The organism is Pseudomonas sp. ES4 (assembly GCF_050586665.1).
Lineage (GTDB): Bacteria > Pseudomonadota > Gammaproteobacteria > Pseudomonadales > Pseudomonadaceae > Aquipseudomonas > Aquipseudomonas frederiksbergensis.
This window is the reverse complement of the sequence record NZ_JBOBDO010000017.1, coordinates 86,471-98,795: the sequence shown is the minus strand read 5'-3', so window position 1 is coordinate 98,795 and position 12,325 is coordinate 86,471. Positions and strand designations below refer to the sequence as shown.

Genomic DNA, 12,325 nt, shown 5'->3' with positions numbered 1-12,325 from the left:
AGACAAAATCCTTTCAGCCACAACGGTGTACTCACGATTGAGGCTATGCTCGCAAGATGATCCTATTTCCCGATTTGCTGCAGTTACCCCACCAGTTGCGCCATCCCGAAGTGCGCGACCTGGCTTGGGTCATCCTCGCGCCGCCGATGCTTGGCGTGACGACGTGGCCGCAGCGTCATCCGCTGACCGGCAGTGACTGGGTGCAAGCGCCGGATCGGCTGGAACGGTGGCTGCGGCAACTCGATCGCGACAGTTATGACTTGCTGCACTGGCTGGCGCAGGCCCGAACCCGGCGATTGGGCTTGTACTACGAACGCCTCTGGCAATACGCCGTGCAGCACGCGCCGGGTATCGACCTGATTGCCGCCAATATGCCGATCCGCCGAGAAGGCCACACGCTGGGTGAGCTGGACATGCTGCTGCGCGATCGTGACGGCGTGCATCATCTGGAACTGGCGATCAAACTTTACCTTGGCCCGCAAAATGGCGACGGATACGACACGGCGCAGTGGCTCGGCCCCGGTTGCCACGATCGGCTGGACCGTAAACTGGCCCATCTGACGCAGCATCAACTGCCGATTTCGGCCCGTCCGGAGAGCCGCGAAGTATTGGCGGCGCTGGATATCCAGCAGTTCAGTGCGCACTTTTGGCTGGGCGGTTATTTGCTGTATCCGTGGCCGGGATCGGCCGAGCCACCGAATGGTGCGCACCCCCAGCATTTACGCGGTAGCTGGCTGCACCAGAAGGACTGGGCAGACTTTGTCGTACAGCGCCCGTTCGGTCGCTGGCAACCCCTGCCCCGCCATGCCTGGCTGGCGCCGGCGCACTACCCGGCGGAGCAGACCTGGAGTGTTGAACAGCTGAACACCTGGCTCAGCGAGCTGGAGCCGCTGGCCCCGGCGCAATTGCTGGTGCGACTCACAGAAAACGCCCAGGGTGATTGGGAAGAGGCAGAGCGGCTGTTTCTGGTGGCGGATCTTTGGCCTAACGTTCCTGGCAGTGGCTGAGTTTTTTAGCGTCTGGGCTGGCCCTATCGCGAGCAGGCTCGCTCCTACATTTGATTTCCTTGTGACGAAGATACCTGTAGGAGCGAGCCTGTTCGCGAAAGGGCCAACGCAGTTCAGATGGATAACCGCAAAGCCAGCGCCGCCAACGTCACCAGCAAAACAGGCACCGTCAACACAATCCCGACCTTGAAGTAATACCCCCAGCCGATCCGGATACTCTTGCGCTCCAGCACATGCAACCACAGCAGCGTCGCCAGGCTGCCGATCGGCGTAATCTTCGGCCCCAGGTCGCTGCCGATGACGTTGGCATAGATCATCGCCTCCTTCACCACCCCGGTCGCCTGGCTGGCATCGATTGACAGCAAACCGATCAGCACCGTCGGCAGATTGTTCATCATCGACGACAGCAGCGCGGTCAGTACGCCGGTGCCCATGGCAGCGCCCCATACGCCGTAGCCGGCAAAACCATCCAGCCATCCGGCCAGGTAACCCGTGAGCCCGGCGTTGCGCAGGCCATACACCACCAGGTACATGCCCAGCGAGAAAATCACGATATGCCAGGGCGCTTCCTTGATGACTTTGCGGGTGGAAATCTTGTGACCACGGGCGGCGATGGCCAGCAGCAACGCCGCGCACACCGCAGAAATGGCACTGATCGGAATCCCCAGCGGTTCCAGCGCGAAGCAGCCGAGCAGCAGAATCACCAACACGGCCCAACCGGCATAAAACGTAGCGTGGTCGTGGATCGCAGAAGCCGGTTGCGCCAGTTGCTCGGGGTCGTAGTCCTTGGGAATGGCACGACGGAAAAACCACATCAGCATCGCCAGGGTCGCCGCGACACTCACCAGGTTGACCGGGATCATCACCGCCGCGTAACGATTGAAACCAATGTTGAAGAAGTCAGCGGAAACGATGTTCACCAGATTCGACACCACCAACGGCAGACTCGCCGTATCAGCGATGAAACCGGCGCCCATGACGAACGCCAGGGTCGCCGCCGGGGAAAAACGCAACGCCAGCAGCATGGAAATCACGATGGGTGTAAGAATCAGCGCAGCCCCGTCGTTGGCGAACAATGCCGACACCAACGCACCGAGCAGCACCATATAAGCAAACAGCTTGCGTCCGCTGCCCCGTCCCCAGCGGGCCACATGCAGCGCCGCCCAGGCAAAGAACCCCGCCTCGTCCAGCAGCAGACTGATGACAATCAGCGCGACAAAGGTCCCGGTGGCGTTCCAGATAATCTGCCACACCAGCGGGATGTCGCTCAGCTGAACGACTCCGAAAATCAGCGCAAGCACCGCGCCGAACACCGCACTCCAGCCAACGCCAAGGCCTTTTGGCTGCCAGATCACCAAGGTGATGGTCAGCAGGAAAATCAACGATGCGGTCAGCATGCAGTGCAGCCTTGTCGGAAAACAAACCGCGATTCAGCCGCAATGCACGGGAGGAGTAAAGCGCAAACTTGCTCCCTCCTTCCCAAACGCACTGGGATCGATGTAGCAGCGGCTACGACAGATTGGTGTGCGATGTTCCTACACAGGGTTTGTCACGCTTTCTTGTGTTGTTCGACCCACAGGCCATAAGCATTGATGAATTTTTGCAGAAACGGTTTTAGCGACTCGGACAGTTTTCCCGCCTCGTCGAACGCTGAACCGGCACTGCTCAGATAAGCTTCGGGTTGCTGCATGCACGGCACATCCAGAAACACCATCGACTGGCGCAGGTGATGGTTGGCGCCAAAACCACCGATAGCGCCCGGCGAAGCACTGATCACCGCGCCTGGTTTTCCGCTCCAGACACTCTTGCCATAGGGGCGCGAACCCACGTCGATCGCGTTCTTCATCGGCGCAGGCACAGAACGGTTGTATTCGGGAGTCACGAACAGCACCGCGTCGGATGAGCTCACTTGTTGCCGGAAAGTGCTGTAGGCTGCCGGCGGTGAAGCACCATCGATGTCCTCGTTGTAGAGCGGCAGATCACCGATTTCGACGATAACCAGTTTGAGATTGGCAGGCGCCAGGTCGGCCAGGGCCAGCGCCACCTTGCGATTGATCGATTCCTTTCTCAAGCTGCCGACCAGTACAGCGATCGTATAGACGTTGCTCATGGAAGATTCTCGACTGTCGGATGAAAGAGCTTGTAGTTATAGATGACGATTCAACCAGTGGGCGACTGAAAAAACGTCGCCCCTGACTATTTTTTTCCTGTAGGAAAACTTACCTCGCCCAACCACGGTCTACAGAGCCGCAAATTGAGTGATTTATCCCCAGAGGTTCTAAGCAGATGGCAGCAGTACTCGTCGGTCAGTTCCATGCAAGAGACGCGGAAGGCCGCGTTTATTCCGTGCATGAGTTCCAGGAATCCACCCCGTCGGCAGACGGCCTCACTGGCTCGGTGCCTGTTACCACTTACAAGCTGGCCATTGGCGACCGCGTACGGAAACTCGATGACAACCAGTTTTTGCTGGTGCAGTCGGACGTGACCATCGTGCGTGAGCCCGACACTTATGTCGGCAATCTGCCGGAAACCAACGTCGCTTCATAACCCCGTGTTATGAGCAGAAGTCATATGCGCGCACTTGAGTTAGGATTCAGCCACTGACTCCCTCACCTGCTGAACATGGACTTCACGCATGCGTTTACGTCATATCGAAGTGATCCAGGCGCTCCTGCAGACCGGTCACCTGGGCACCGCCGCCGAATGGCTGCAGTTGCCTGTGGCTGAAGTCGAAGGGATTCTGCGCGACGCCGAGGATCAGTTGGGTTTCATGCTGTTTTCCAGCGTGCGTGGACGCTTGCAGGCCACGCGCGAGGCGCGGGAGTTACAGGTCCAGATCGCCCACGTCTATGAAGCGCTCGAGCCGGTCCAGCGGCTGGCCAACAGCCTCAAGCAATATCAGGCTCCGCCCTTGCGGATTATCTGCACGCCGCCCTTGGCACAGCAGCTATTGCCACAGAGCATTGCCGCCCTGCGCCGACGCCTTCCTGATGCGCCTTGCACCCTTCTGAGTCAACCAACCCGCGAGATCGTCAGAAACCTGCTGCTGCGTGAAAGCGATCTGGGATTAAGCCTGCATGACCCCGATCACGCCGACATTCATTGCCAGGTGATCGCCCAAGGCAAGCTTCAGCTGCTGGCACCCCACGGCTGGTTGCAACCCAAACAGAAGTACATCTCGCTGCAGGACCTGGCCGGCCAATCGATGGTAGGCCTGGAAGGTCATGATCCGCTGAGCCCGGCGCTGGAAAACAAGCTGCATGCCCTGCGTCCTGCCCCGGTCATTCACACCCGGGTACAGACTCACCAGATGATGCGCAGCATGGTCGAGGCCGGTGAAGGCCTGGCCATCGTCGACCCTTTCACTGCCCTCGGGGCGAAATCGGCCGGGCTGGATGCGTGCCCGCTGGCGCCGGCCGTGCCAATAAGCCTGTATGCCTTGACCCTCAAGAGCGGCGAGCCATCGCTGGCAGTTCAGGCATTGCTGGGCATCATCACGGAACAAGCCGTGGCGATGCTGGCGAACTAAGCGGGGTTTCCAGCGGGTTATCGAACAATCGATACCAGAATAGCGCCACTTCGGCGGTGTTCGGATCGATTCCGCGATAACGCAAATGATCGATTCCGCCCAGGACGTAACCGAGGCGCTCATAGAGCCGGCAGGCCCCCAGATTATTGTTCTGGGTTTCGAGCATGATGCCTGGCAGTTTCTTTTTGCGGCTCCAGAACTGCGCCACATCCAGCAACGACTTGGCCACACCATGACGACGCGCCGGCGCATGCACCGCCAATTCGTCAATATGGGCAAAGCCGTTCCAGTTGGTGCTGACCACCAGGTGACCCACGGGCTCATCATCGAGATAAGCCATGAAGATCGCGCTGTCAGCGGCATCGCGGAAGCTGCTGAACTCCTCGGGATCGATGCCGTAGCACTTGCGATAGGGCGTGATCGGTGTCACCGGCCACTGCTCCACCGGTTTACCGATTTCGGCGGCACCGTAGACCGCGACTTCAAAACTGAAATCACTGCCCCAGATGTAGGCTGCAAAACCATCGTCGGCAACGCGTACCGACAGCCCTGGGTATTTCGGATTCATGAGCGGTTGCATACTGGGAAAGGTCCTCATTCCTTGATGCAATCGACGGTATATAGCCGTCCATTGCCCTCATCTTCGTGTTGCAAGCCGTGCACATCAGCGACAAACCCCGGGAAGCTGCTGTCGAACGTACGGGCAAACGCCAGGTAATCGATAATCGAGCGCGTCGACTCGGTAAAACGCTCGCCGGGCATGATCAACGGAATCCCCGGCGGGTACGGCACCAGCATCACTGCGGCGATCCGCCCGTCCAGAGCATCGATCGACACCGCTTCAACCTCGCCACGCACTAATTGATCATAGGCGTCAGATGGCTTCATGGCGATTTCCGGGAGCACGGTGTACATGCGCTTCAGGTGTTTGGCCGTGGCATTGCTGCGATAGCAGGCGTGCAGTTGATCGCACAGATCGCGCAATCCCATGCCCTGATAGCGCGCGACATCCTCTTGTGCCACGCACGGCAGGCAGGTCGCGAGACTGACATTGGCATCGTAGCTGCGCTTGAATTCCAGCAACTCGGTCAGCAACGTGCTCCATTTGCCTTTGGTAATGCCCATCGAGAACAGCACCAGGAACGAATACAGCCCGGTCTTTTCAACGACCAAGCCACGTTCCCAAAGGAATTTGCTGACCACCGCTGCCGGAATTCCGCGCTGGCTGAGGGCCCCGCCTGCCGTCAGGCCCGGCATCACCAGCGTGACCTTGATCGGATCAAGCAGCACGTAGTCGTCGGTCACGCCGCCAAAGCCGTGCCAGTCGGCATCGGGCTGCAGCAGCCAGTCATCGGTGATCACGCGGTCGATGCCTTCCACCGATGGCGGCTGCCAGATGGAAAACCACCAATCGTCAGCGGCGATGTGCTGACGCAAATTGGCCAGCGCCCGGCGGAAACTCAGCGCTTCGTCGAACATTTCCTGCAACAGCGATCGCCCGGCCGGGCCTTCCATCATGGCCGATGCCACATCCAGCGAGGCGATGATGCTGTACTGCGGCGAGGTCGAGATGTGCATCATGAACGCTTCATTGAAGCGATCCCGATCCAGTTGCCGCGCGCCGCCATCCTGAACGTGAATCATCGACGCCTGGCTGAACGCCGCCAGCAGTTTGTGGGTGGAATGGGTAGTGAACACCAGGGGGCCGCCTTCACTGCGGGAAGTGCCCATGCCGTAACGCCCGGCGAAGAACTCATGAAACGCCGCATAGGCGTACCAAGCCTCATCGAAGTGCAAGACCTCGACGCTATTGCCCAGTTGCTGCTTGATCAGCTCAGCGTTGTAGCAGAGGCCGTCGTACGTCGAATTGGTCACCACCGCCAACTTGACCTTGGGTGCCCGTCCCTTGGTCAGCGGGCTGGCGTCGATCTTGGCCTGGATCGATTCGCGGCTGAATTCGCTCAAGGGAATCGGGCCGATAATTCCCAGCTCATTGCGCTCCGGGCACAGGTACAGCGGAATGGCGCCGGTCATGATGATCGCGTGCAATATCGACTTGTGGCAGTTGCGGTCCACCAACACCAAGTCATCGCGAGCGACCATCGAATGCCAGACAATCTTGTTGGCGGTCGAGGTGCCATTGATCACGAAGAAGGTGTGATCGGCGCCGAAATTGCGAGCAGCACGAGCCTCGGCTTCCGCCAGCGGGCCAGTGTGATCGAGCAAAGAACCGAGTTCCGGCACCGACACCGACAAATCGGAACGCAAAGTGTTTTCCCCGAAGAACTGGTGAAACGCCTGACCCACCGGGCTCTTGTGGTACGCCACGCCGCCGCCATGGCCGGGTGTGTGCCAGGAATAATTGGAGTCGGCCGTGTGCTGCACCAGCGCTTTGAAAAACGGCGGCAGCAGACCATCCAGATATTTGCGCGCCGCTCTCGCGACCTGCCTGGCCAGAAAAGGCACGGTGTCTTCGAAAAGATAAAGAATCCCGCGCAGTTGATTGAGTTCGGCCATGGCGTCGGCCGGAGCGTTCTCCAGGGTCACCTGCTCGCCCAGCGCGAAGATCGGCAAGTCGGGCGCACGCACCCGCGCCAGGCCAATCAGCTCGGCCATGTTGTGCAATAGATGAGAGTCTGTGCTGGCGTCTTCGGCCGCAATCAACATGCAGGAAAGACCGTGATGGGTCGAAGCGACCAGTCGCCCTTCGGTGTAATTCACCGCCGAGACAATGCTGAAGCCTTCCTGCTCCAGCTCCCGGGCGATGCCACGCACGCGATCACCGGCCACGGTGTCGGCCTTGATGTCGCGATGGACGATCAGGACCGGGAATTTCAAATCTTTATACATGGGGCTCAGTGTCCTGAGGCGGCAGACCGTGGTCCACCAATCACCTCAGGGTAGAGGGTTCGAGCGCATGTGGCGAGTGTGATGCACTGAAATGGGTCATCGGGGCGCGTTACGCTTGATCAAGATCAAAAGATCGCAGCGCTACGCCTGAGCCTTGGCCTCGGCCAGTTGCTGCCAGAGCGATGGAGCGCCGGCGGATTTGGCGATGACTTCCAGGCGTGCCATGTGCTGGGCCAGGTCATCCTCGCTGGCACGGATGATACGCGTCGGTTGACGATCGACCGGCAGGCGGCGGATCTCGGTGGCGGAGTTGTCCGCACCTTCCCCGGAACCATTGCCGTCGGAAGCATTACCGGCCAGGGACAGGCTGGTCTGGCCGCCCGTCATGGTCAGGTAAACGTCAGCGAGGATCTCGGAGTCGAGCAAGGCGCCGTGCAGTTCACGGCCGGAGTTGTCGACGCCATAGCGTTTGCACAAGGCGTCGAGGCTGTTGCGCTGCCCCGGGTGACGTTCCCGGGCCATCATCAAGGTGTCGAGGATCGAGCAGTGCTGCGTGATGTCCGCACGATCGTGCTGGCCCATCAGGGCGAATTCGTTGTTGATGAAGCCAACGTCGAACGCCGCGTTATGGATGATCAGCTGCGCACCCTTGATGAATTCAAAGAACTCATCGGCGACTTCAGTGAAGCGCGGCTTGCCGACCAAGAATTCGTTGGTGATGCCGTGGACGCCAATGGCGCCTTCATCACTCTCGCGGTCCGGTTGCAGGTAAACGTGAAAATGCCGGCCCGTCAGGCGCCGACCGATCAACTCGACACAACCGATTTCGATAATCCGGTGGCCGTCGGTCACCGGCATGCCGGTGGTTTCGGTATCGAGTACAACGGATCTGGTGGCCATCAGTGCTCAGCTCTCAACGGGTCATTCGTGCAAAAACGGCGATGTTAACACGCTCGCCGGGGTCTTTCAGGTACGCCGTGTTGCACCCATCGCGAGCAGGCTCGCTCCCACATTGAATTCGGGGGTCACAGATTTTGTGCTCAACGAAGATCAAATGTGGGAGCGAGCCTGCTCGCGATTGGCCACGACGCGGTGCATCGGTAGAGCCGGAATCAAGCCTGCTTGTACCCGCGTACTTCATCCACGCCACGATTGGCCAGTTGGTCGGCGCGTTCGTTGCCGTGATGGCCAATGTGCCCGCGCACCCATTTCCAGGTGACGTTGTGGCGATTGACCTGCTCATCCAGCAACTTCCACAGATCAGCGTTTTTCACCGGTTCTTTCGCAGCGGTTTTCCAGCCGCGCTTCTTCCAGTTGTCCATCCACTCGTTGATGCCTTTCATCACATACTGCGAGTCGGTGACCAGCAGCACGTCGCAGGAGCGCTTGAGTTCTTCAAGACCACGGATAGCGCCCATCAGCTCCATGCGGTTGTTGGTGGTGTTGGCTTCGCCGCCCCACAGTTCTTTTTCAACGCCCTTGCACACCAGCAAAGCGCCCCAGCCGCCAGGGCCAGGGTTGCCTTTACAGGCGCCGTCGGTGAAGAGTTCTACGCTATCGCTCATGCCAATCTATCCAGAAAATGCCGTGGCTCGCCGATCGGTGATCGACGATGCCCGAGGCCGGGGCAAACCCGGCCGGGAAAATAAAAAAGGTCTTATGGATCGATGCGGCGACGATTGACCTTGGCCATCGGCAATGGAATCAGCTTGCCCATCGGTTCGCGCCGCTCCTGACGGACGGGCCGCAGGCCCACCACGATCTTGCGCGCAACCAATAAATAGAAGCCGCCACCCGAAAGTTGCCAGTCACCGGCCTTGCGCTCCCAGCCGGCCAGACGAGCCTGCCAGGCCGGTGACGCAAGCGGCGGACGATAGCATCCGAAGCGGCGTTTCTCCAGCGCGAAGCCCAGCAGGTTCAGCCAGTCACCGACTCGCGACGGGGAGATGCAGCGAGCCTTGCGCAACGCGTCATGAGCAAAAACGTGACGCAAACCCCAGGTGCTCCAGGGATTGATCCCGATGATCAGCAGATGCCCGCCGGGCCGCACGCTGCTCGCCGCTTCGCGCAGCAGACCGTGGGGCGACAGGCAGAAATCCAGCCCATGCTGCAACACCACCACATCGGCGGCATGCTCGCTCAATGGCCACGCCTGCTCTTCACAGACGATCTCGACCCCCGGCAACGGCGCGCCGAGCCGCACATTGCGCTGCACTTGCGGTGCCGACGGCGGCGTTTGGGCCGACGGGCCGTAATGCACCAGGTAGCCACCGAAGAACCGTCCCAACTCGTCTTCGAGCATGCGACGTTCTTCGTCCAGCAGAAATTGCCCGATGGGGCCGGACAGCCATTCACGGGCCGCGCTGATCAATGTCAGCCATTCAGGATCAGCCTGAGCGAACGCTTTATCGGTCATTGCATTCTCCAACGCGCCAGGAAGTTCTAAGATGCGCCATTGTTTTCCGCTTGGCGAATCCGACGATGATACAGATCAGTGCCCTGCCCGCCTTCACCGACAACTACATCTGGTTGTTACAAGACCACAGCACCCAGCGTTGCGCGGTGGTCGATCCGGGCGATGCCGCGCCAGTGCAGGCCTGGCTCGAAGCGCATTCGGGTTGGGTGTTGAGTGATATTTTGATCACTCACCATCATCATGACCACGTCGGCGGCGTCGAGCAGCTGAAAAAAGCGACAGACGCGACAGTCTACGGCCCGGCCAGCGAAAGCATCCCGGCGCGGGACGTATCGCTCAAGGACAACGACCGCGTGAGCGTACTGGGCTGGGACTTCGATGTCTTTGCCGTGCCCGGCCACACCCTGGGGCATATCGCCTATTACCATCATGGTTTGCTGTTCTGCGGTGACACCCTGTTCGCCGCCGGTTGCGGGCGCTTGTTCGAAGGCACGCCGGAGCAGATGCATACCTCACTGACCCGCCTGGCCGCGTTGCCTGAAGATACGCTGGTCTACTGCACTCACGAATACACGCTGAGCAACCTGAAATTTGCCGCAGCGGTCGAACCGGGCAATGCGGACACCGCCGCACGTCTGGAAAAAGTCACCGCGCAACGTGAAGCCGGAATCATGACGCTGCCCTCTACTCTGGCGCTTGAAAAGCTGACCAACCCGTTTTTGCGTGTCGACGTAACATCCGTTAAAGAAAAAGTGGACGAACGGAATGGAACCCAAAACCGGGCTCCGAGTGCGGTTTTTGCTGCTCTGCGTGCCTGGAAAGATAAGTTCTAAGTAGCCATCACGTTGGTACAAAAATTCTGAATGGTTGACCGCAGGGGGTGCGCTTTCTAGAATCGCCCGACATTTTTGCCCGGAACTTACTTCCAGCCAATGTCGTCATCTATTCGTAAAGCCATCAATTCAGACGCATTGACCCGCTTGGCTCAAGCCATTGCGGTGGCTGTGTCCGCCACGCTGGCGGGCTGTTCCAGCCATGTGCCGCAGACCGAAGCGACACACACTCCGAATATCGCCGCCCGGGCCAAGCAGAAACCTATCTGGCTTAGCGAAAAACCGACTCCACAAATTCCGCAAGATGTCTGGGAGCGCATGCGCCAAGGCTTTCAGTTGCAAGACAACGCGGGTGTCAACCCGCGCATCGAGCAACAGCGCCTGTGGTTCGCCAGCAACCCGTCCTTCCTCGAGAACGCCGGCGAACGCGGCAGCCTCTACATTCACTACATCGTCGAACGCCTTGAAGAACGCAACATGCCGCTGGAACTGGCGCTACTGCCAGTGATTGAAAGCGCCTACAACCCGATGGCCTATTCCCGGGCCAACGCGGTTGGCTTGTGGCAATTCATCCCTTCCACCGGGCGTTACTTCAACCTGCGTCAAACCCGCTTCTATGATGGCCGTCGCGATATCACCGCCTCAACCACCGCGGCGATGGATTACCTGACCCGCCTGCACGACATGTTCAACGGCGACTGGCTGCTGGCCCTGGCCGCGTACAACGCCGGCGAAGGCACCGTCAGCCGGGCCATCGAGCGCAACGAAAAGCTCGGTTTGCCGACCGATTACTGGAACCTGCCGCTGCCGGCCGAAACCCAGGCCTACGTGCCAAAGCTGCTGGCCCTGTCGCAAGTGGTGCTGGCACCTGAAGCCTACGGCGTGAACCTGAACCCGATCGCCAACGAACCGTACTTCCAGGTCGTCGAAATCAACCAGCGCATGGACCTGTCCAAGGTCGCCGCGGTGGCGAACATCGACGAAGACGAACTGTTCCAGCTCAACCCTGCCTTCAAGCAGCGCACTACCATCGATGGCCCCCAGCATTTGCTGGTGCCGACGTCCAAGGCGCAACTGTTGACCGCCAGCCTGTCGACCATGCGTCCTGAAGAGCTGATCAGCAAGAAGTCGCTCAAACCGGTATTCGAAGGCGCAGACGACTCTGAAATCGCCGGCCTCAAACGTGCCTACCGCGTCAAACGCGGCGACAACCTGGCCGCTATCGCCAAGGCCAACAACGTCGACGTCAAGGATCTGCAGCGCTGGAACAAGATGACCGGCAAGAACCTCAAGGCCGGCCAGACATTGGTCATGCAGGACACCACCAAGCGCAGTCGTGGTCGGGTCAACACCGTCGTGGCGGCGAACAGCAAAGCAAACACTAAAGCTGACAAGCAGAAGTCGCAGACCCAATACAAGGTCAAGCAAGGCGACTCGCTGTACATGGTCGCCAAACGCTTCAACGTTGAAATGCAGCACCTCAAGCGCTGGAACCCACGTGTTGGCCAGGCGCTGAAGCCCGGCCAGATGCTGACGGTGGCTTCCCCGCATTAATCAGCACGCCCTGTCGAGGGGCTTTTGTGGTGGATGGGCTGTTGTGGCGAGGGGGGCTTGCCCCGTCGGGGCGCGAAGCGGCCCAGCACTTTTTCAGGTCCACCGCATTCGCAGGATTTACGACTGCTGCGCAGCC

General features: G+C 59.6%; 12 protein-coding genes. 5 read left to right on the top strand and 7 right to left on the bottom strand.

Annotated elements, in window-relative coordinates; genetic code table 11:
• Window positions 1-56 precede the first annotated feature (56 nt).
• Window positions 57-1,007, top strand: coding sequence for a DUF1853 family protein (locus ACQ4OB_RS18875; protein WP_430956230.1), 951 nt, complete (start codon window positions 57-59; stop codon window positions 1,005-1,007).
• Between the two features lie 113 nt (window positions 1,008-1,120).
• On the opposite strand, the gene ACQ4OB_RS18870 is transcribed toward ACQ4OB_RS18875, so the two are convergent.
• Together ACQ4OB_RS18870 and ACQ4OB_RS18865 are read right to left on the bottom strand one after the other, a co-directional pair.
• Window positions 1,121-2,404: an arsenic transporter gene (locus tag ACQ4OB_RS18870; protein WP_102614775.1), complete on the bottom strand. Its 1,284-nt coding sequence runs from the start codon at window positions 2,402-2,404 to the stop codon at window positions 1,121-1,123.
• Window positions 2,405-2,556: 152 nt separating this feature from the next.
• A complete protein-coding gene (locus ACQ4OB_RS18865; protein WP_430956229.1) occupies window positions 2,557-3,117 on the bottom strand; it encodes an NADPH-dependent FMN reductase in 561 nt (186 codons plus the stop codon).
• A gap of 176 nt (window positions 3,118-3,293) precedes the next feature.
• Between ACQ4OB_RS18865 and ACQ4OB_RS18860 the strand changes: the two genes are divergently transcribed.
• Both ACQ4OB_RS18860 and ACQ4OB_RS18855 read left to right on the top strand, forming a co-directional pair.
• Complete coding sequence (locus ACQ4OB_RS18860) at window positions 3,294-3,554, top strand: hypothetical protein (RefSeq protein WP_074876303.1); 261 nt, start codon at window positions 3,294-3,296, stop codon at window positions 3,552-3,554.
• A gap of 88 nt (window positions 3,555-3,642) precedes the next feature.
• A complete protein-coding gene (locus tag ACQ4OB_RS18855) occupies window positions 3,643-4,536 on the top strand; it encodes a LysR family transcriptional regulator (protein WP_430956228.1) in 894 nt (297 codons plus the stop codon).
• On the opposite strand, the gene ACQ4OB_RS18850 is transcribed toward ACQ4OB_RS18855, so the two are convergent.
• The 5 genes from ACQ4OB_RS18850 to ACQ4OB_RS18830 form a co-directional block, all read right to left on the bottom strand.
• Window positions 4,502-5,116 carry a GNAT family N-acetyltransferase gene (locus ACQ4OB_RS18850; RefSeq protein WP_102614777.1) on the bottom strand — a complete coding sequence of 205 codons (615 nt, stop codon included), beginning with the start codon at window positions 5,114-5,116 and terminating at the stop codon, window positions 4,502-4,504. The genes ACQ4OB_RS18855 and ACQ4OB_RS18850 overlap by 35 nt on opposite strands.
• Window positions 5,117-5,130: 14 nt before the next feature.
• The gene (locus ACQ4OB_RS18845; RefSeq protein WP_430956227.1) at window positions 5,131-7,386 is read right to left on the bottom strand and encodes an Orn/Lys/Arg decarboxylase N-terminal domain-containing protein; all 2,256 of its coding nucleotides are present in this window, start codon (window positions 7,384-7,386) and stop codon (window positions 5,131-5,133) included.
• Between the two features lie 141 nt (window positions 7,387-7,527).
• A complete protein-coding gene (gene dnaQ / locus ACQ4OB_RS18840; RefSeq protein ID WP_074876294.1) occupies window positions 7,528-8,286 on the bottom strand; it encodes a DNA polymerase III subunit epsilon in 759 nt (252 codons plus the stop codon).
• Between the two features lie 212 nt (window positions 8,287-8,498).
• Window positions 8,499-8,951: a ribonuclease HI gene (gene rnhA / locus ACQ4OB_RS18835; RefSeq protein WP_008028618.1), complete on the bottom strand. Its 453-nt coding sequence runs from the start codon at window positions 8,949-8,951 to the stop codon at window positions 8,499-8,501.
• Between the two features lie 92 nt (window positions 8,952-9,043).
• Window positions 9,044-9,802 (bottom strand): methyltransferase domain-containing protein, encoded by a 759-nt coding sequence (locus tag ACQ4OB_RS18830; RefSeq protein WP_074876293.1) that lies wholly within the window; start codon window positions 9,800-9,802, stop codon window positions 9,044-9,046.
• A gap of 65 nt (window positions 9,803-9,867) precedes the next feature.
• On the opposite strand from ACQ4OB_RS18830, the gene gloB reads away from it, so the two are divergent.
• Both gloB and ACQ4OB_RS18820 read left to right on the top strand, forming a co-directional pair.
• Window positions 9,868-10,635, top strand: coding sequence for a hydroxyacylglutathione hydrolase (gloB, locus tag ACQ4OB_RS18825; protein WP_074876291.1), 768 nt, complete (start codon window positions 9,868-9,870; stop codon window positions 10,633-10,635).
• A gap of 99 nt (window positions 10,636-10,734) precedes the next feature.
• Complete coding sequence (locus ACQ4OB_RS18820; RefSeq protein WP_430956226.1) at window positions 10,735-12,189, top strand: transglycosylase SLT domain-containing protein; 1,455 nt, start codon at window positions 10,735-10,737, stop codon at window positions 12,187-12,189.
• The last annotated feature ends 136 nt before the right edge of the window (window positions 12,190-12,325 follow it).